The sequence below is a fragment of the Streptomyces sp. enrichment culture genome (assembly GCF_964273255.1).
Taxonomy (GTDB): Bacteria; Actinomycetota; Actinomycetes; order Streptomycetales; family Streptomycetaceae; genus Streptomyces.
Map to the genome: position 1 here is coordinate 4,617,289 of NZ_OZ186835.1, position 19,863 is coordinate 4,637,151.

General features: G+C 73.6%; 14 protein-coding genes and 1 pseudogene. 8 read left to right on the forward strand and 7 right to left on the reverse strand.

Annotated features, from left to right (window positions below):
- Window positions 1–13 precede the first annotated feature (13 nt).
- Genes speB through ACSU53_RS20045 form a run of 3 tightly spaced genes read left to right on the forward strand, consistent with a single transcriptional unit; the run spans window position 14 to window position 3,093 of the window.
- On the forward strand, window positions 14–982 hold the full coding sequence (gene speB / locus ACSU53_RS20035) for an agmatinase (RefSeq protein WP_164334629.1): 969 nt from the start codon (window positions 14–16) through the stop codon (window positions 980–982).
- A complete protein-coding gene (locus ACSU53_RS20040; protein WP_437029637.1) occupies window positions 979–2,685 on the forward strand; it encodes a thiamine pyrophosphate-binding protein in 1,707 nt (568 codons plus the stop codon). Before speB ends, ACSU53_RS20040 begins: the two co-directional genes overlap by 4 nt.
- A gap of 9 nt (window positions 2,686–2,694) precedes the next feature.
- Window positions 2,695–3,093: a VOC family protein gene (locus ACSU53_RS20045; protein ID WP_437029639.1), complete on the forward strand. Its 399-nt coding sequence runs from the start codon at window positions 2,695–2,697 to the stop codon at window positions 3,091–3,093.
- Window positions 3,094–3,184: 91 nt separating this feature from the next.
- Here the strand turns inward: ACSU53_RS20045 and ACSU53_RS20050 are convergent.
- Window positions 3,185–3,271, reverse strand: a pseudogene (locus ACSU53_RS20050) (DUF397 domain-containing protein); the annotation flags it as partial.
- A 231-nt stretch (window positions 3,272–3,502) separates the two neighbouring features.
- Window positions 3,503–4,327: an endonuclease I family protein gene (locus tag ACSU53_RS20055; RefSeq protein WP_437029641.1), complete on the reverse strand. Its 825-nt coding sequence runs from the start codon at window positions 4,325–4,327 to the stop codon at window positions 3,503–3,505.
- 234 nt (window positions 4,328–4,561) lie between these two features.
- Here ACSU53_RS20055 and ACSU53_RS20060 point away from each other — a divergent pair, with 234 nt between their 5' ends.
- The 3 genes from ACSU53_RS20060 (at window position 4,562) to ACSU53_RS20070 (ending at window position 10,709) form a co-directional block, all read left to right on the forward strand.
- Window positions 4,562–8,275 carry an ABC transporter ATP-binding protein gene (locus ACSU53_RS20060; RefSeq protein ID WP_437029643.1) on the forward strand — a complete coding sequence of 1,238 codons (3,714 nt, stop codon included), beginning with the start codon at window positions 4,562–4,564 and terminating at the stop codon, window positions 8,273–8,275.
- A 456-nt stretch (window positions 8,276–8,731) separates the two neighbouring features.
- The gene (locus tag ACSU53_RS20065; RefSeq protein ID WP_437029645.1) at window positions 8,732–9,121 is read left to right on the forward strand and encodes a hypothetical protein; all 390 of its coding nucleotides are present in this window, start codon (window positions 8,732–8,734) and stop codon (window positions 9,119–9,121) included.
- A 154-nt stretch (window positions 9,122–9,275) separates the two neighbouring features.
- Window positions 9,276–10,709, forward strand: coding sequence for a S28 family serine protease (locus ACSU53_RS20070; RefSeq protein ID WP_437029647.1), 1,434 nt, complete (start codon window positions 9,276–9,278; stop codon window positions 10,707–10,709).
- Between the two features lie 16 nt (window positions 10,710–10,725).
- Here the strand turns inward: ACSU53_RS20070 and ACSU53_RS20075 are convergent, their stop codons facing one another.
- The 5 genes from ACSU53_RS20075 to ACSU53_RS20095 form a co-directional block, all read right to left on the reverse strand.
- Window positions 10,726–11,382: a hypothetical protein gene (locus ACSU53_RS20075; RefSeq protein ID WP_437033294.1), complete on the reverse strand. Its 657-nt coding sequence runs from the start codon at window positions 11,380–11,382 to the stop codon at window positions 10,726–10,728.
- 202 nt (window positions 11,383–11,584) lie between these two features.
- On the reverse strand, window positions 11,585–13,468 hold the full coding sequence (locus tag ACSU53_RS20080; protein ID WP_437029649.1) for a glycoside hydrolase family 3 protein: 1,884 nt from the start codon (window positions 13,466–13,468) through the stop codon (window positions 11,585–11,587).
- A gap of 525 nt (window positions 13,469–13,993) precedes the next feature.
- The gene (locus tag ACSU53_RS20085; RefSeq protein ID WP_437029651.1) at window positions 13,994–14,794 is read right to left on the reverse strand and encodes a sugar phosphate isomerase/epimerase family protein; all 801 of its coding nucleotides are present in this window, start codon (window positions 14,792–14,794) and stop codon (window positions 13,994–13,996) included.
- An 83-nt stretch (window positions 14,795–14,877) separates the two neighbouring features.
- Window positions 14,878–15,483, reverse strand: a complete 606-nt coding sequence (locus ACSU53_RS20090; RefSeq protein ID WP_437029653.1) for a dihydrofolate reductase family protein — start codon at window positions 15,481–15,483, stop codon at window positions 14,878–14,880.
- Between the two features lie 680 nt (window positions 15,484–16,163).
- Window positions 16,164–17,210, reverse strand: a complete 1,047-nt coding sequence (locus tag ACSU53_RS20095) for a LacI family DNA-binding transcriptional regulator (protein ID WP_437029655.1) — start codon at window positions 17,208–17,210, stop codon at window positions 16,164–16,166.
- 284 nt (window positions 17,211–17,494) lie between these two features.
- Here ACSU53_RS20095 and ACSU53_RS20100 point away from each other — a divergent pair, with 284 nt between their 5' ends.
- On the forward strand, window positions 17,495–18,646 hold the full coding sequence (locus tag ACSU53_RS20100) for a Gfo/Idh/MocA family protein (RefSeq protein ID WP_437029657.1): 1,152 nt from the start codon (window positions 17,495–17,497) through the stop codon (window positions 18,644–18,646).
- Complete coding sequence (locus ACSU53_RS20105; protein ID WP_437029659.1) at window positions 18,643–19,794, forward strand: dihydrodipicolinate synthase family protein; 1,152 nt, start codon at window positions 18,643–18,645, stop codon at window positions 19,792–19,794. The genes ACSU53_RS20100 and ACSU53_RS20105 overlap by 4 nt, the downstream gene beginning before the upstream one ends.
- Window positions 19,795–19,863 lie beyond the last annotated feature (69 nt).

The window sequence follows — 19,863 nt, forward strand, 5'->3', positions numbered from 1 at the left end:
AGAAGGCAGTTCCATGAGCAGCAACGAGACCCCCCGCGGGCCCGTCGACTCGTCCCGCGTACCGCGGTACGCCGGGCCGGCGACCTTCGCCCGGCTGCCCCGCCTCGACGAGGTCGGCCGCGCCGACGTCGCCGTGGTCGGCATACCGTTCGACTCGGGTGTCTCCTACCGGCCGGGCGCCCGCTTCGGCGGCAACGCCATCCGCGAGGCGTCCCGGCTGCTGCGCCCCTACAACCCGGCCCAGGACGCCTCCCCCTTCGCCCTCGCCCAGGTCGCGGACGGCGGCGACATCGCCGTGAACCCGTTCAACATCAACGAGGCCGTCGAGACCATGGAGGCCGCCGCCGACGACCTGCTCGGCACCGGCGCCCGCCTGATGACCCTGGGCGGCGACCACACCGTCGCGCTGCCGCTGCTGCGCGCGGTCGCCAAGAAGCACGGCCCGGTCGCGCTGCTCCACTTCGACGCGCACCTGGACACCTGGGACACCTACTTCGGCGCCGAGTACACCCACGGCACCCCGTTCCGCCGGGCCGTCGAGGAGGGCATCCTCGACACCTCCGCCCTGTCCCACGTCGGCATCCGCGGCCCGCTGTACGGCAAGCAGGACCTCACCGACGACGAGAAGATGGGCTTCGGCATCGTCACCTCCGCCGACGTCTACCGGCGCGGCGCCGACGAGGTCGCCGACCAGCTCCGCCAGCGCATCGGCGACCGCCCGCTGTACATCTCCATCGACATCGACTGCCTCGACCCGGCGCACGCCCCCGGCACCGGCACGCCCGAGGCGGGCGGCATGACCTCCCGCGAGCTGCTGGAGATCCTGCGCGGCCTGGCGTCCTGCAACCTGGTCTCGGCGGACGTCGTCGAGGTGGCGCCCGCCTACGACCACGCGGAGATCACCTCGGTCGCCGCCTCGCACACCGCCTACGAGCTGACCACGATCATGTCCCGCCAGATTGCAGAGGCCCGCGCGAAGTGACTCACGACCACGACCTGGTGCTCCGCCCGACCGCCGCGCAGACGGAGGCGGCGCTGAACCCCCCGCCCGGCCGCACGGGCGGAGACCTGGTCGTGGAGGCCCTGGCCGGGCTCGGCGCGACCACCGTCTTCGGCCTGCCCGGCCAGCACGCCCTCGGCATGTTCGACGCCCTGCGCCGCTCCGACCTGCGCTACGTCGGCCTGCGGGTGGAGAACAACGCCGGCTTCGCCGCCGACGCGTACGGCCGGATCACCGGCGAGGCGGCCCCGCTGCTGCTGTCGACCGGCCCCGGCGCGCTGACCGCGCTGCCCGCGCTCCAGGAGGCGGCGGCCGCGTCCGCCCCCGTCCTGGCCATCAGCAGCCAGGTCCCCACGGCCGGACTCGGCGGCGGCCGCCACGGCTACCTGCACGAACTCCCCGACCAGTCGGCCTCGTTCCGCGGCGTGGTGAAGTCCGTCCACACCGTGCGCACGGCCTCCCAGATCCCGTCGGCGATCACCGAGGCGTGGAAGTCGGCGCTGACCGTCCCGCACGGCCCCGTCTGGGTGGAGGTCCCGCAGGACGTCCTGCTCGCCGAGACCCTCCTCCCGCCGGTGACGGCGATGGACGCCACCCCCGACGAGCTGCCCCCGCGCCCCGAGCTGACCGCGCTCGCCGCGCACCTGCTCGCCACCGCGGAACGCCCGGCGGTCATCGCGGGCGGCGGGGTGATCCGCTCCGACGCCTCCGGCAAGCTGCGGCAGCTCGCCGAACGCCTCCAGGCGCCCGTCGTCACCACCCCGGGCGGCAAGGGCGCCTTCCCGTGGACCCACCCCCTCTCGCTCCAGTCCTGGATCGAGGACCGGCACACCACGGACTTCCTGGAGGACGCCGACGTCCTCCTCGTCATCGGCTCCGGGCTCGGCGAACTCTCCTCGAACTACCACACGTTCAAGCCCCGCGGCCGAGTGATCCAGGTCGAGGCGGACCTCGGCAAACTGGAGTCCAACCACCCCGGCATCGGCATCCACGCCGACGCCCGGCTCGCCCTCCAGGCGCTGCTGGAGACCGTGGAACCCCGCGAGGACGCGACCGCGCCGCAGCGGGTCCGCGACCTGCTGGAACGGGTCCGCGCCCGCATCGCCGCCCAGGACCTCACCCTGGAGCAGCAGGTCCTCACGGCCGTCCGCCGCGCCCTGCCCACCAAGTCGCCGTCCTTCTGGGACATGACGATCCTGGCCTACTGGGCCTGGTCCGCCTTCGACGCCAGGGGCCCCAACCGGCTGCACTCCGCCCAGGGCGCCGGCGGACTCGGCTACGGCTTTCCCGCCGCCCTCGGCGCGGCCGTCGCGGACCCCACCCAGCCGGTGCTGGCGGTCTCCGGCGACGGCGGCGCCCTGTACTCCGTCGCCGAGCTGGCCACGGCACGGCAGTACGACCTGGACGTCACCTGGCTGATCGTCGACGACGGCGGCTACGGCATCCTGCGCGAGTACATGACCGACGCCTTCGGCGAGCCCACGGCGACGGAGCTGACCCGCCCCGACTACGTCGCCCTCGCGGAGTCCTTCGGCGTCCCCGGCACCCGGACGACGCCCGAGACCCTGGAGCGGGACCTCGCGAAGGCCCTGGCCGCCCCGGGCCCGTCCGTGGTCGTCCTCCCGGCGGTCCTGCGCATGTTCGCGCCGACGCATCTGGACGGAGGGAACGGCGGTTCACCGTAGGCTGCCCGCATGCTGAGGATCGGAATCCCCGTCGTCGGTGTCACGGACCTCCACCGGGCGGAGGCCTTCTGGACGCAGGCCCTGAACCTGGTGGTCGCCGAGGAGTGGTCCAGCGAGACGTGGCGGACGCTCCACCACGCCGACGGCTCCGGCCAGGCGCTCGGGCTGCTGCGCAGCACGTCACCCGCCGAGCCGCACCCACGCCTTCACCTCGACCTGTTCACCGACACCGCGGAGGAGCAGCAGGCCGAGGTCCGGCGGCTGACCGCGCTCGGCGCGCGCCTGGTCGACTGGGACCTCTACCCGCCGGACCCCGACTTCGTCGTCCTCGCGGACCCGGACGACAACATCTTCTGCGTCGTCGACCTGAGCCGCGGCCCCGGCGGCGGCGACCGCCCGGCCCCCTGAGGCGGCCGGTCCACGAGCAGACCCGGGCGCCGAGGACGCCTACGAGATCGCCCGCGCATGGGCTGGGCGGGAAGGGCGTGAGTGGAGGCGCTCAGGCGTCCGGGCGCGGGTCTCGGTTCTTGAGGCGGGTGACGAATGCCGCCCACGCCGTGCCCGGGAACACCAGCACCGGCCCGTGTCGGCGTGACGGTACGGGGAGGGTGTCCCGTCACGCCGACCCGGTCGAGGAGACCCCGCTCGCGATGGCCGCGGACCTGCTCGGCCGTGCGGCGGGCCTGCTCGGCCGTGCGGCGGACCTGCCGGCGGACCGCCGCACGACCCCGGAGCAGCTGCGGTTCCCGCCCGCCCGGATGCGCCGGGCGCTGACCGGCGTGTGCCGGGTCGCGGAGAGCGGGGGGCGGGCGGGCGGCTACCAGATCGACTCGACCCACTCCGGGTGGTCGATGAACGGGTTGCGGTTGTGCTGGAAGGAGTCGTGGATGACGTCGTTGCGGCGCTTCTCGAAGGCGTCCGGCGGGTCCTCCTGGTGCCAGGTCTTGAGCACGGAGAGCTTGCCCATGTAGGGGCTGCTGCCGTTGTTCACCTGGCCGTTGACCTCCAGGTCGGGCCAGCCGTCGGTGCCCTCGTAGCGGACCGCCATGTAGAAGATCATGCGGGCCACGTCGCCCTTGACGGCGTCGCGGGGCTCGAAGGAGTCGGAGTCGGTGAGGCTGCCGCCGCTGTCCGTGAAGGCGCTGCCGCCGTTGTCGAAGTCCTTGTTGCCCCGCACGCTGTTGACGCGGACGTCGGACGGGCGCAGGTGGTGGATGTCGGTGCCGGGGCCGATGGAGGTGCCGAAGCCGCCGTGGGACTTGGCCCATACGTGCTCCCGGTTCCAGTCGCCGGTGTCCCCGCCGTTCAGGGACTTGCTGCGGGAGATGCCCGAGTACAGCAGGATCACGTTGCTGCTGTTGCCCGGGTCCTGGTCGGTGACCTTCAGGGCGTCCCAGACCGCCGAGTACGACAGCTTGGTCTGGTCGCTGATGATGGTGTGCAGGGCGTCCTTGAGGGCCTCGCCGGTCTTGCCGGCGGCGTCGTCGTAGTAGGAGTCGTCGTAGGCGGCGGCGTGGGGGCCGTCCGTCGTCGTGGTGGCCGTGGCGGTGCCGGCCGTCAGGGCGGGGGCGGTCAGACCGGCCAGCACGGCGGCCGTGGCGAGGGCCACCGCCTTCCGGCGGCGGTTGCGTATCGCGAGCATGTGGGGGTCCCATCTACGCGGGTTGCACTGGGGTGATACCCGAGACAGTGACATGCACATGCGAGCCGACGAGTGGAGGGAACGTGGCGATTGCGTGACGGGAAACCGTCGCTCCGCCCGCGGTGCGCGGCCACGGACCGGCGTCCCCGCGCCGCCGGCCGTGACGGAGGGATGAAATCCGCGGCGGCCCGCGTTGGTGCTTGCGGAAGATCAGGACGACCGGAGGGCACCCGCGTGACACCGCAACGGGGATGGGCACGACGACTGACCGGGTACGCCTGGCGTCACCGAAAGGACGTCGTCCTCGCCCTCGGCGCCTCCCTCGGCGGGATGGCCGTGATGGCGCTGGTCCCGCTGATCACCAAGGTGATCATCGACGACGTGATCGGCGACAAGACCCGGTCCATGACCACCTGGGCGGGACTGCTCGTCGTCGCCGCGCTCGTCGTCTACGTCCTGACCTACGTCCGCCGCTACTACGGCGGCCGGCTCGCCCTGGACGTGCAGCACGACCTGCGCACCGACATGTACTCGACGATCACCCGGCTCGACGGCAGACGCCAGGACGAGCTGTCCACCGGGCAGGTCGTCGGCCGCGCCACCAGCGACCTCCAGCTGATCCAGGGCCTGCTGTTCATGCTGCCGATGACCATCGGCAACCTGCTGCTGTTCGCGATCTCCCTGGTGATCATGGCGTGGCTGTCCCTGCCGCTCACCGCCGTCGCCCTCGCCGTGGCGCCCGCCCTGTGGTGGATCGCCAAGCGCAGCCGCACCCGGCTGCACCCCTCCACCTGGTACGCGCAGGCGCAGGCCGGAGCGGTCGCCGGGGTGGTCGACGGCGCCGTCAGCGGCGTCCGCGTCGTCAAGGGCTTCGGGCAGGAGGACCAGGAGACCGGCAAGCTGCGCGAGGTCGGCCGGCGGCTGTACGCGGGGCGGCTGCGCACCGTCCGGCTGAACTCCCGCTACACCCCCGCCCTCCAGGCCGTGCCCGCCCTCGGCCAGGTGGCGATGCTGGCGCTGGGCGGCTGGCTGGCCGTGCGCGGCAACATCACCCTGGGCACCTTCGTCGCGTTCTCCACCTACCTCGCCCAGCTGGTCGGCCCGGTCCGGATGCTCGCCGTGGTGCTCACCGTCGGACAGCAGGCCCGGGCCGGCACCGAACGCGTCCTGGAACTGATCGACACCGAGCCGTCCCTCACCGACGGCACCAAGGACCTGCCCGCCGACGCGCCCGCCACCGTCGAGTTCGACGACGTCTCCTTCGGCTACGACCCGGACCGGCCGGTCCTGGACGGCCTGTCCTTCGAGATCCGCCCCGGCGAGACCCTCGCCGTCGTCGGCTCCTCCGGCTCCGGCAAGTCCACCGTCTCCCTGCTCCTGCCGCGCTTCTACGACGTGAGCCGGGGCGCCGTCCTCGTCGGCGGCCACGACGTGCGGGACCTGACCACCGCGTCCCTGCGCGCCGCGATCGGACTGGTCCCCGAGGACTCCTTCCTCTTCTCCGACACCGTCCGCAACAACATCGCGTACGGCCGTCCCGACGCCACCGACGAGCAGATCACCGCCGCCGCCCGCGCCGCCCAGGCCCACGGCTTCATCAGCGAGCTGCCCGACGGCTACGACACCACCGTCGGCGAGCACGGGCTGACCCTCTCCGGGGGCCAGCGCCAGCGCGTCGCCCTGGCCCGCGCGATCCTCAGCGACCCGCGCCTGCTGGTCCTGGACGACGCGACCTCCGCCGTGGACGCCCGCGTCGAGCACGAGATCCACGAGGCGCTGGGCAGCGTCATGCAGGGCCGCACGACGCTGCTCATCGCCCACCGCCGCTCCACCCTCAACCTCGCCGACCGCATCGCCGTCCTGGACGGCGGCCGGCTCGCCGACATCGGCACCCACGACGAACTCCAGCAGCGCTGCGCCCTCTACCGCAGGCTCCTCACCGACCCCGACGAACTGGGCGGCGTCTCCCCGGGCCACACCCCGCCCGCCCGGGAACAGGAGCCGGAGGAGGACACCTCCGTCCGCGCCGAGCTGGACGCCGAGTTCGACGCCGAGCGCGGGGTCACCCCCAGGCTGTGGACGGGCGACCGGGAGCCCCGCGACACCGCGCTGGCCGAGGCCCCGGCCACCCCGGAGCTCCTCGCCCAGGTGGCGGCCCTGCCCCCGGCCGACGACGTCCCCGACATCGACGAGGAACGCGCCGTCCGTCCCGAGGACTCCTACGGCCTGCGCCGGCTGCTGCGCGGCTTCCGCACCCCCCTGCTCATCAGCCTCGGCCTGGTCGCCGTGGACGCCGGGATGGGCCTGCTGCTGCCCGTGCTGATCCGGCACGGCATCGACCAGGGCGTCACCCAGGCCGCCCTCGGCGCCGTGTGGGCGGCGGCGCTGCTGGGCCTGGTCACCGTGCTCGCCCAGTGGGCGGCGCAGACCGGCGAGATCCGGATGACCGGCCGCACCGGCGAACGCGTCCTGTACTCGCTGCGCCTGAAGATCTTCGCCCAGCTCCAGCGGCTCGGCCTGGACTACTACGAGCGCGAGCTGACCGGCCGGATCATGACCCGGATGACGACCGACGTGGACGCCCTGTCCACGTTCCTCCAGACCGGCCTGGTCACGGCGTTCGTCTCGGTGGTCACCTTCTTCGGCATCATGGTCGCCCTGCTGGTGATCGACGTCGGGCTCGCCCTGGTCGTCTTCGCCACGCTGCCCCCGCTGATCATCGCCACGTTCTTCTTCCGCCGCGCCAGCGTCAAGGCGTACGAACTGGCCCGCGAGCGGGTGTCGGCGGTCAACGCCGACCTCCAGGAGTCGGTGTCCGGCCTGCGGATCGTGCAGGCGTTCCGCCGCGAGCGGGACGGCGAGCGCCGGTTCACCGAACGCAGCGCGAGCTACCGCAGCGCCCGGATACGGGGCCAGTGGCTGATCTCGGTGTACTTCCCCTTCGTGCAGTTCCTGTCCTCGGCGGCGGCCGCGGCGGTCCTGGTGGTGGGCGGCGCCCGGGTCGATTCCGGCACGCTCGCGATCGGTTCCCTGGTGGCGTACCTGCTGTACATCGACCTGTTCTTCGCGCCGGTGCAGCAGCTGTCCCAGGTCTTCGACGGCTACCAGCAGGCGTCCGTCTCGCTGGGCCGCATCCAGGAACTGCTGCGCGAGCCGACCTCGACCGAGCAGGCCGACGAGCCGCTCGGCGTGCCGTCCCTGCGCGGCGAGATCGCCTTCGAGGACGTGCACTTCTCCTACGGGGACGGCGAGGAGGCGCTGAGCGGCATCGACCTCGTCATCCCCGCCGGACAGACCGTCGCCTTCGTCGGCGAGACCGGCGCGGGCAAGTCCACCCTGGTCAAGCTCGTCGCCCGCTTCTACGACCCGACGAGCGGGCGGGTCACCGCCGACGGCACCGACCTCAGGGACCTCGACCTCACCGCGTACCGGCACCGGCTCGGTGTCGTACCGCAGGAGGCGTACCTGTTCCCGGGCACCGTCCGCGACGCGATCGCCTACGGCCGCCCGGACGCCACCGACGCGGAGGTCGAGGCGGCCGCCCGGGCGGTCGGCGCGCACGAGATGATCGCCACCCTGGAGGGCGGCTACCTGCACGAGGTCGCCGAACGGGGCCGCAACCTCTCCGCCGGGCAGCGGCAGCTGATCGCGCTGGCCCGCGCCGAACTCGTCGACCCCGACGTGCTGTTGCTCGACGAGGCCACGGCCGCGCTGGACCTGGCCACCGAGGCCCAGGTCAACCAGGCGACGGACCGCCTGGCGGGCCGGCGGACCACCCTGGTCGTCGCCCACCGGCTGACCACGGCGGCGCGCGCCGACCGGGTGGTCGTGATGGACCAGGGCCGGGTCGCCGAGGACGGCACACACGAGGAACTGCTCCGCCTCGACGGCACGTACGCGGCCCTGTGGCGCACCTTCGTCGGCGAGGACCTCCCGGCGGTGGCCTGACCGGGCCGTCCCCCGTGCAGCAGGAGACGGTCCCGGGGACGGCCCCGCAGGCGGGCGAGGCGGGGGCACGCCCCGGTGGTGCGGCGGGCGCGCGGCATGGGCGCTGACGGCGGGCCCCGTGGGGAAGGCACCGACGGCGGCGGGCACCCGGCGTGGGCGCCGACGGCGGACCCGTGGGGGAAGGCACGGACGCGGCGGCGGACGGGGGAGGAGGCCGGACGGACCGGAGCCGGCAGCTGTCGGACAGGCCCGAACCGGCCGCCGTCGGACAGGCGCCCACCAGCCGCCGTCGGACAGGCGCCCACCGGCCGCCGTCGACAGGCGCTCACCGGCCGCCGTCGACAGGCGCTCACCGGCAGCCGCCGCGGGGCCGGGGCAACCAACCGGACCGCGCCGGGCGTCCGTACACCCGTACGCCGTGGGGCGGATGAGGCGCGGGTGCGGGGAGGAACGACCGTGGACAGTGGACCGATATTCCGGCGGCTCGCGCTGTGCCTGGCCCTGCTGGCCGCGTCGGGGATGCTCGTGGTGACGGCGCCCGGCGAGGCACGGGCGGCGGCGGCGCACTGCCCCGGGCGCAAGGTCCGCACCGTGCCGTTCTCCACCGGCGCCGTCGTCGTGTACAAGCGCGGCGGGTACCTCTGCGCGGTCACCCTCGCCAAGAAGCCCGGCACGAAGCGGACCATGTCGGTGAGCATCCGGGCCCGCGGGGGCCGTGCGGTCGCCGACACCGGCCGCTTCCGGCGCCACGCCGGCCCGGTGACCGTGCACGCCGGGCAGCGCTGCGTGTGGGTCAAGGGCCGGGTCGGCGGCGGCTCGGCCGACTCCGGCTGGATCCTGTGCTGACCCGCCGTCCCGGGGTCCCGCCACCGGTCCGCGCGCCCCGTGCCCCGGGCCCGCGCCCGCGCCCCTGCGCGGAGGGTTTTCCCTATGTCCCCTGGTGCTGCGGGGAGTTGGTCCGCTAGCTTCCGGCGCACATCTGTCACACAGGGGAGTGCGCATGCGCAAAGCGCTCAGATGGCTTCTGACGCTCACGATGCTCATAGGCACGGTGGGCGCGGCGAGCGCGGCCACCGCCGCCGAGCCGGGGGCCGACGGCGTCACCGACATCGAGGAACGGCTGCTGGCCGTCCCGGGCATGAGCCTGGTCGAGGAGAAGCCGTACGCCGGGTACCGCTTCTTCGTCCTCGACTACACCCAGCCGGTCGACCACCGCAGACCCGGCAAGGGCACCTTCCAGCAGCGGATCACCGTGCTGCACAAGGACACCGCGCGGCCGACCGTCTTCCACACCGGCGGGTACCACGTCTCCACCACCCCGCGCCGCAGTGAGCCGACCCAGATCGTGGACGGCAACCAGGTCTCCATGGAGTACCGCTACTTCACCCCGTCCCGGCCCGAACCGGCCGACTGGTCCAAGCTGGACATCTGGCAGGCCGCCAGCGACCAGCACCGCATCTTCAAGGCGCTGAAGAAGATCTACCGCCAGAACTGGATCTCCACCGGCGGCTCCAAGGGCGGCATGACCGCCACCTACTACGAGCGCTTCTACCCGCGCGACATGGACGGCGTGGTCGCCTACGTCGCCCCCAACGACGTGGTGAACAAGGAGGATTCGGCCTACGACCGGTTCTTCCGCACGGTGGGCACCAAGGAGTGCCGCGACCGGCTGAACGGGGTGCAGCGCGAGGCGCTGGTCCGCCGGGCGCCGCTGCAGGAGAAGTACCGTGCCCTCGCCGCCGAGAACGGCTACACCTTCGACACCATCGGCAGCCTGGACCGCGCGTACGAGGCCGTCGTCCTCGACTACGTGTGGGGCTTCTGGCAGTACAGCACCGTGAAGGACTGCGAGCAGATCCCCGCGGACGCCGAGAACGCCACCGACGACGAGATCTGGACGTCCGTCGACACGATCTCCGGCTTCTCGTTCTACACCGACCAGGGCCTCAGCCCGTACACGCCGTACTACTACCAGGCCGGTACGCAGCTGGGGGCGCCGACGATCCGCTTCCCGCACATCGAGAAGAAGTACATCCGCTACGGCTACCAGGCGCCGCGCAACTTCGTGCCGCGTTCGATCCCGATGCGGTTCGAGCCGTGGGCGATGCGGGACGTCGACACCTGGGTGCGCCACCACGCCCGCAACATGCTGTTCGTCTACGGCGAGAACGACCCGTGGGGCGCCGAGCCGTTCCGCCTGGGACGCGGCGCGAAGGACTCCTACGTGTTCACCGCGCCCGGCATGAACCACGGCGCGAACGTGGCCGGGCTGAAGGAGAAGGAGCGGGCCCTCGCCACGGCCCGCATCCTCGACTGGGCGGGCGTCGCCCCGAGCGCGGTCCGTGAGGACCCGGCGGCGGCGAAGCCGCTGGCGGCGTTCCACGCCGGGCTGGACCGGTACGACCTCGAGCAGGAGCGGACGCTGCGTCCGTAGCCGGGCGGGCGCGGACCTACACCGGGCGGGCGCAGCCCACCGGTGAGGTCCCGCCGAGCCGGACGTAGAGGGCCGTGGACGCCGGGCACCGCGACCGGGCGTCCACGGCCTTCGTCACCCGGTACTGCGGTGCGTGCTCGCCCTCGCCGTCGCACCGGGTCTCGCGGACCTTGCCGTCGCCCAGGTCGTAGACGCAGTCGCCGACGATGGTGCGCGGCCCGCCCCCGCCGCCCGGATCGCCGGGGTGCGGCGGCTGGAGGTTGCGCATGCAGGCGTAGCCCCGCGGCACCGCGCCGTCGCCGTCCTCGTCGGCGGACGGGCGCTGCTCGCTGATGTGCAGCACGAAGTCGGTCGTCGCCGGGCAGCGCGGCCCGTCGCGCACGGTGCCGTCGTGCCGCGCGACCACCCGGGCCGCGGCCCGCTCACCGGTGCACGGCACCTCGGTGAAACTGGTCCGGCCGAACGAACTGCACTCGTCGACCGCGAGGAACACCGCCCCGTACCCGGACGTCCGGACCGGCACCGGTGACGTCGCCGCAGCCCGCCCGCCCGCCGGGTCCGCCGGCTCGCTGCCGCCGCCCGGTGGGCTCTGGCAGCCGGTCAGCAGCAGCGCGCCGAGCGCCCCGAGCGTGACGAGTGCGCGGACCGCACCCGGAGAACTGCTCACGTGCATCGTCATCCCCCCGAACCACCCCGACCAGCGTGACCGGCGGCGCCGGGCCATGCCAGGGATCTGGGATGCTTTGCGCACAATGGGGGGAGTGTGCCGGGTCCGAGGCGTACGGGATCTACGTCCGGCGCGCCCGCGCGCGTACGCACCCGGCCCGCCGGCACCCGCCGTACGGCGCGGCGGACGCGGCGGGCCGGGCGGCGCGTCAGTACCGCAGCCCGTGCCCGACCGGGTAGAGCACGGCCGCCGGGTCGTCGGCGCGCTGCACGGGCACCGGCAGCGTCCCGCGGGGCCGCACCCGGCCGGCGATCACGCGGGCCGCCGCCCGCAGTTCGACGTCCGTCCAGGAGTAGGCCGCCAGGTACGCCGGCACGCCGGGCAGGTGCGCCACGTCGTACGGGTTGCGGATCGCCACCGCCACCACCGGCCGCCCGGTGGCCAGCAGCCGCTCGACCAGCGTCCGCTGGCTGCTGCCCGCCGAGACGTTGTACGTGCCCACGACCACCGCGTCCGCCTCCCCGGCCGCGGCGACCGCCCGGTCGATGGCGGCCGCGGAGGGCGCCGTGCCCGTGGACAGCGCGGTGGCCGTGAAGCCCAGTCCGGTCAGGGCGTCCGCGAGCACCCCCGTCGGCGGGCCCGTGGTGCCCGACGGGGAGGCGGGATCGGCGCCGACGACGAGCACCCTCGGGTGCCTGCGCCTCGACAGCGGCAGCAGACCGCCCTCGTTGACCAGCAGCGTGGTGGTCCGCTCGGCGATCCGGTCGGCGGCGGCCAGGTGGGCGCGGGTGCCGACGGTGCGGTCCACGCCGCCGTGGGAGACGTACGGGTCCTCGAACAGGTCCAGCTTCGCCTTCAGCCTCAGAATGCGCAGGATCGATTCGTCGAGGCGTTCCTCGGTGAGTTCGCCGTCCCGCACCGCCTGCAGGACGGCGTTCCAGGCGACGTCCAGGGAGGGCGGGTTGAGCAGCTGGTCCACACCGGCCTGCAGCGCGAGCACCGGCACCCGGTCGTCGCCGTACTTGGTGCGCACGCCCTCCATGCCGAGGGAGTCGGTCACCACGACCCCGTCGTAGCCCAGTTCCTCGCGCAGGATGCCGGTGAGGATGGGCCGGGAGAGGGTGGCGGGGTCCTCGGAGGGGTCGAGGGCCGGGACGACGATGTGGGCGGTCATGATCGAGTCGATGCCCGCGGCGATCGCGGCGCGGAACGGCGGGGCGTCGAGCTGCCCCCACTGCTCCCGGGTGTGGTGGATGTAGGGCAGCTTGGCGTGGCTGTCGTCGACGGTGTCGCCGTGCCCGGGGAAGTGCTTGGCGGTCGCCGCCACCCCCGCGTGCTGGAACCCGGACACCTCGGCCGCCACCAGCCGCGCCACCGCCTCGGGCGCCGAGCCGAAGGACCGCACGCCGATGACCGGGTTGGCCGGGTTGACGTTCACGTCGGCCACCGGGGCGTAGTCCTGGCGGATGCCCAGGGCCCGCAGTTCGCGTCCGGCGATCCGGCCGAGGGTGCGGGCGTCGGACCGGGACCCGCCCGCCCCGACGGCCATCGCCCCCGGGAACAGGGTGGCCGGCTCACCGACCCGGGCGACGATGCCGTGCTCCTGGTCGGTGGAGATGAGCACCGGCAGCCCGCGCGGCAGGCCCAGGGACGCCTTCTGGATGCCGTTGGACAGGTCCGCGATCTGGTGCGGGTCCCGCGTGTTGTGGGCCCAGGCGAAGTAGATGATGCCGCCGACCCGGTACCGCTCCAGCAGTTCCGCGGCGGTGCGGACGCCGATTTCCTTCAGGTTGGCGTCGATGTCGGCCTGGTCGGGCTCGGTTGCGGAGTGGCCGTAGACCCGCATCACGAAGAGCTGGCCGACCTTCTCCTCCAGCGTCATGCGGGAGATCAGTCCGCGCAGTCTGCGCTCCTCGGCGGCGGAGCGGCCGGGGGCGGCGTGCACGGAACCCCCGGCGGCGAGGACGGTGCCGACCCCCGCCGTGGCGGCGAGGACCGCGCGTCTGGACGGCCGTGCGGCCCGTCCCGTGCCGCTGCCGCTTCCCGTGCTGCCGCTGTCGCTTCCCGTGCTTGCCGTGCTGCTGTCGGGCACGTGCGCTCCTTCCGGAGGTGATCCGCGGGGATCTGCTGAAGGAAACTTCCAGGGGGTCAGCAATATCCGGGAAGTTTCTGCCAGTCAAGGGAGTGCACAGTAACCAACGGGGGGCCGCCACCGGCGCAAGGGAGGGGGCGCGCCGATGGCGGCGTGCTGCCGGCCGTGGCACGGCGGAGAGGGTGGGTCAGCGATCGCAGCCAGCAGCGAGGGCCGACACCGTGCCACGCCAGACTCGTCCGGCAGCCTGCGGATGGGACGGACGACCCGGCCCGCGGGTTCCGCGACGGTCGGCGTGAGGGGCCGGAGTGACGGGGCGGCGTGAGGGGCCGGCGTGACGGGGCAGCTTGGCCTGCCGGCGTCACAGGGCGGCGTGACGGGCCGAAGCAGCGGGCCGAGATCCCCGGCCCGCGCCCGCGGCGACGCCCCGGGGCCGGACCGGCACCGCGACGTCCGGGCGGGGGGCCCGCTCCGGCCGCCCCTGTCACCGGCGGCTTCGGACGGCGGCCGGTGTCCGCCGCACGGTCACGCCGACTCGTTCAGCAGCCGGGCCAGATGCTCCCGCCCGGGAGCGAGCAGACCGCTCAGCTCCGGCACGTCCGGGTACCACCGCTTCTCGTACTCCCAGCACAGCCAGCCGTCCCAGCCGTGCCGGGACAGGATCTCCACGCAGTCCGCCAGCGGCAGGATGCCGTCGCCCAGCGCCAGCGGGGTCGTGTCGTCGGCGGAGGCGATGTCCTTGACCTGGACGTACCCCAGGTGGGGGGAGAGGGCGGCGAAACTGTCCGCGGGCTGCTCCCCGCCGAGCCAGGTGTGCATCACGTCCCAGAGCGCCCCGACCCGGCCGTGCCCCACCAGGCCCAGGATCCGCATCGCGTCGGCCGCCGTACGGTGCGAGTCGTGCGTCTCCAGCAGGATCCGCACCCCCAGGTCGCCCGCGTACTCGGCGGCCGTGCCGAGCCGGCGGGCGGCCGTCGCGTCGGCCTCCTCGGGGGTCTGCCCCGGGGTGCCGCCGGGGAAGACCCGGACGTAGGGGGCGCCGAGGTCGCGGGCCAGTTCCAGCAGGGCCCGCATCTCGGCCAGCACCGGTTCGTCGTCACCGGGAGCGGCCACCCGGACGTATCCGGCGGCACTCAGGATCTCGACACCGGCCGCCTTGAACGCGGCGGCCACATCGGCCCGTTCGGCCGGAGCGAGGCCGGGGTGCACCGGTTCCTCCGGGTGGGCGCGCAGTTCGACGCCGTGGTAGCCGTGCGCGGTCGCCAGCTCCAGCACGTCGGTGACGGGCAGGCCGGGGACGCCGAGGGTGGAGAACGCCAGCTTCATGCCCACGGACCCTACCCGCGGACCCCGACGCCGACTCCTCCCTGACACCCCGGTGTCGCACCGAGCCGCCGGCCCTGTGGCCGTCAGCCCTCGGCCGACGGCCGCGCCGGCCGGTACACGCACACCTGGGCGCCGGTCTTCGCGGCCGTGGTCGACACGAGTTCGAAGGGCCGCTTCGCGCCGTCGACGGGGAAGATCGACTTGCCGCCGCCGAGCATCACCGGCATGACGATCAGCTGGAGTTCGTCCACCAGGTCCTCGGCCAGCAGGGTGCGCACCAGCGAAGGGCTGCCCATCATCGCCAGGTCGCCGCCCTCGGCGGCGCGCAGCTCCCGGATCCGGTCCAGGGCCTCGCCGGCCGGGATCAGCCGGGAGTTGTTCCAGGTCAGGTCGGCCTCTCCGAGGGTGCCCGAGACGACGTACTTGCGCAGGCTGTTCATCCGGTCGGCGAACTCGTCACCGGCCCGCTCCGGCCACGCCGCCGCCATCGTCTGCCACGTCCGGCGCCCGAACAGCAGCGCGTCCGCCTTCCCCAGCCCCGCGGCGAACGCCCCGCCGAGCACCTCCGGGTCGAAGTACGGGTGCGACCACCCACCGTGCGCGAACCCCCCGTCGGTGTCTTCCTGCGGCCCTCCCGGGGCCTGCGACACACCGTCGAGGCTGATGAACTCGGTCACGACAATCCGCATGACGCCCACTCCCACAACGATCGACAACCACTGACGAACCTACAGACCGCCCCCCGCCCAGAAACTCATCGCCACCCACAATTCCCTGCCCCGCGTCGACCCCCACCCCACCGCACGCGAGCAGCCCGCACGCCCCCGAACACCAACGCCGGGCCTCCTCGGGGTCTGCCAGGGGCGCGGGATACTACGCGACCCCCGCGACGCACCGGCAGCGGTTCTTCAGGGGCGCGGGGAACTGCGCGAACCCCCCCACGGCCTGCAGACAACGACGAGCCCGCAGGGTCTCTCAGGGGCGCGAGGAACCGCGCGATCCCTCGCCACGCACCCCGCAGGGCCCCTCAGGGGCGCGAGGAACCGCGCACCCCTCGCCATGCACCGGCAGCGGTTCTTCAGGGGCGCGGGGAACTGCGCGAACTCCCCCCACGGCCTGCAGACAACGACGAGCCCGCAGGGTCTCTCAGGGGCGCGAGGAATTGCGCACCCCTCGCCATGCACCGGCAGCGGTTCTTCAGGGGCGCGGGGAACTGCGCGAACTCCCCCCACGGCCTGCAGACAACGACGAGCCCGCAGGGTCTCTCAGGGGCGCGAGGAACCGCGCGATCCCTCGCCACGCACCCCGCAGGGCCCCTCAGGGGCGCGAGGAACTGCGCGAACCCCCCCCCAAAGCCCGGCACGGCCCCTCACACCCGAGGCCCCGCCACAGACCCCCGCACCACCAACTCCACCCGCACAGACGCCACACCGCCCCCCGGCGCCTCCTCCCGCCCCATGGCGATCCGCCCCGCCCGGCCCCCCGCCTCCGCCAGCGGCACCCGCACCGTCGTCAGCCCCGGCACCGCGTCCACGCTGAACGGCAGATCGTCGAACCCGGCCACCGACACGTCCTCCGGGATCCGCCGCCCGGAGTCCCGCAGCGCCGCGCACGCCCCCAGCGCGACGGAGTCGTTCGCCGCCACCACCGCCGTCAGCGACGGATCCGCCCGCAGCAGCTCCAGCGTCCCCTCGTACCCGGACCGCCGGTCGTACTGCCCGTGCACCGTCCGGCGCGGGTCGTCCGCGACGCCGTGCGCGGCCAGCGCGTCCCGGTGGCCGTCCAGCCGGTCACGGGTGGTGGTGCGTTCCGGCGGGCCGGCGATGTAGCCGAGCCGGCGGTGGCCGAGGCCGAGCAGGTGCCCGGTGAGTTCCCGAGCGCCCTCGCGGTTGTCGAAGGTGAGCGCCACCGCTCCCGTCTCCGGCGCGGGCGGGCGCCCGCACAGCACGACCCGCGTCCCGGCGTCCACCAGTTTCCGCAGCTTCGCGTTCATCGCGGCCGTGTGCGCCGGGTCCTCGATCGCGCCGCCGGTGAGGACGACCGCCGCCGCCCGCTGCCGCTGGAGCAGCGTGAGGTAGGTCAGCTCCCGCTCGGGGGAGCCGCCGGTGTTGCAGACGACGGCGAGCCGTTCCCCGCCGGCGCGTCCGCCCGGCCCGCCGATCTCGCCCTGGATGGCGCTCGCCATGATGCCGAAGAAGGGGTCGGCGATGTCGTTGACGAGGATCCCGACGAGGTCGGAGGTGGAGGCGGCCAGGGCGCTGGCCGGACCGTTGAGGACGTAGTCGAGTTCGTCGACGGCTTTGAGGACGCGTTCGCGGGTGGACGCCGCCACCGGATAGTTGCCGTTCAGCACGCGCGACACCGTCGCCGGGGAGACCTGCGCACGGGCCGCCACGTCCGCCAGGGTCACCGTCATGTTCGTCCTCCGCCTCGCGCGCCTAGCCGTACGCCGTCGTACGCCGTAGTGGACCCCCGGCCCGGGGGCCGCGGTTCCGACCAGACGATAAGGCCACGCGCCGCGTTGTTCGCCCCCTCGAACAAGCCGGGGTTGCGGCGGTCTTGTCCTGCGGGCCGGGCAGGGGCTAACTTCTCTGCGTAGAAAGCGCTTGCTATTACGTTCACCAGTCAACGTTCGCCCGGTGAGTCACGCGGGACGAGGGGGACGTACGCGGCGCGCGGACCGCGTTCGAAGGGAACGACGTGACACGCAAGACGGTGCGTATCGCCATGAACGGTGTGACCGGCCGCATGGGCTACCGGCAACACCTCGTCCGCTCCATCCTGGCCCTGCGCGAGCAGGGCGGGCTCGACCTCGGCGACGGCACCGTGCTGTGGCCGGAGCCGGTCCTGGTCGGCCGCCGCGAGCACGCGCTGCGCGCCCTCGCAGACCGCCACGGCCTCGACCACGTCTCCACCGACCTGGACGCCGTCCTCGCCGACGACACCGTCGACATCTACTTCGACGCGCAGGTGACCTCCGCCCGCGAGGACGCCCTGAAGAAGGCGATCGCCGCCGGCAAGCACGTCTACACCGAGAAGCCCACCGCCACCGGCCTCGACGGCGCCCTGGAACTCGCCCGCCTGGCGAACGCGGCCGGCATCAAGCACGGCGTCGTCCAGGACAAGCTGTTCCTGCCCGGTCTGCTGAAGCTGAAGCGGCTCATCGACGGCGGCTTCTTCGGACGGATCCTGTCCGTGCGCGGCGAGTTCGGCTACTGGGTCTTCGAGGGCGACTGGCAGGACGCCCAGCGCCCGTCGTGGAACTACCGCGCCGAGGACGGCGGTGGCATCGTCGTCGACATGTTCCCGCACTGGGAGTACGTGCTGCACGAACTGTTCGGCCGCGTGCGGTCCGTCCAGGCCCTCACCGCCACCCACGTCCCGCAGCGCTGGGACGAACACGGCAAGCCCTACGACGCCACCGCCGACGACGCCGCCTACGGCATCTTCGAACTCGACGGCGGGACCGTCGCCCAGATCAACTCCTCCTGGACCGTCCGCGTCCACCGCGACGAGCTCGTCGAGTTCCAGGTCGACGGCACCGAGGGCTCCGCCGTCGCTGGCCTGCGCACCTGCCGCGTCCAGCACCGCTCGGCCACCCCCAAGCCGGTGTGGAACCCGGACATCCCCGCCACCGAGACCTTCCGTGCCCAGTGGCAGGAGGTCCCGGACAACGGGGAGTTCGACAACGGCTTCAAGGCCCAGTGGGAACTGTTCCTCAAGCACGTCCACACCGACGCCCCCTACCACTGGGACCTCGTCGCCGGGGCCCGCGGCGTCCAGCTCGCCGAACTGGGCCTGAGGTCCTCCGCCGAGGGCCGCCGCCTCGACGTCCCGGAGATCGCGCTGTGACCCTCCACCTGCCCGCCGCGGACGGCACCCTGCGCCCCTACGAACCCCGCACCGACCCCCTGGACCTCTCCCCGGGCGCCCCCTTCACCTCCCGTACGGTCTTCTCCGCCGCGCACGTCGTCGCCGACCCGTACGCCGACACCACCCCCGACGGCCCCGCCGCCGTCGACTGGGACGCCACCCTCGCCTTCCGCCGCCACCTGTGGTCGCACGGCCTGGGCGTCGCCGAGGCCATGGACACCGCCCAGCGCGGCATGGGCCTGGACTGGGCGGGCGCGGCCGAACTGATCCGCCGCTCCGCCGCCGAGGCGAAGGCCGTCGGAGGCCGCATCGCCTGCGGCGCCGGGACCGACCAGATCACCGGCGGCACCCTCGCCGAGGTGCGCGCCGCCTACGAGGAACAGCTCGCGCTCGTCGAGGAGTCCGGGGCGCGGGCCGTCCTCATGGCGTCCCGCGCCCTCGCCGCGGCGGCCCGCGGCCCCGAGGACTACCTGGAGGTCTACGGCCACCTCCTGCGCCAGGCCGCCGAGCCGGTGATCCTGCACTGGCTGGGCCCCATGTTCGACCCGGCCCTGGAGGGCTACTGGGGCTCGTCCGACCTCGACGCGGCCACCACCACCTTCCTGGAGATCATCGCCGCCCACCCCGACAAGGTCGACGGCGTCAAGGTCTCCCTCCTCGACGCCGCACGCGAGGTCGGCCTGCGCCGCCGCCTCCCGCAGGGGGTGCGCTGCTACACCGGCGACGACTTCCACTACCCCGGACTGATCGCCGGCGACGACCAGGGCTTCAGCCACGCCCTCCTCGGCGTCTTCGACCCCCTGGGCCCGCTGGCCGCGGAGGCGGTCCGTGTCCTCGACACCGGCGACACCGACGGCTTCCGCGCCCTCCTCGACCCCACCGTCGAACTCTCCCGGCACCTCTTCCAGACCCCCACCCGCTACTACAAGACGGGCGTCGTCCTCCTCGCCTGGCTGGCCGGCCACCAGGACCACTTCACGATGGTCGGCGGCCTCCAGTCGGCCCGCTCCCTGCCGCACCTCGCCCGCGCCTACGAACTCGCCGACCGCCTCGGCCTGTTCCCCGACCCGAAACGAGCCGAGGACCGGATGAGGACCCTGCTGCACCTGTACGGAGTGACCGCATGAGTGACCGCACGAGTGACCGCACGCGTGGCCGCGCGGCTGACCGCACGCGTGGCAGCACCACTGACCGCA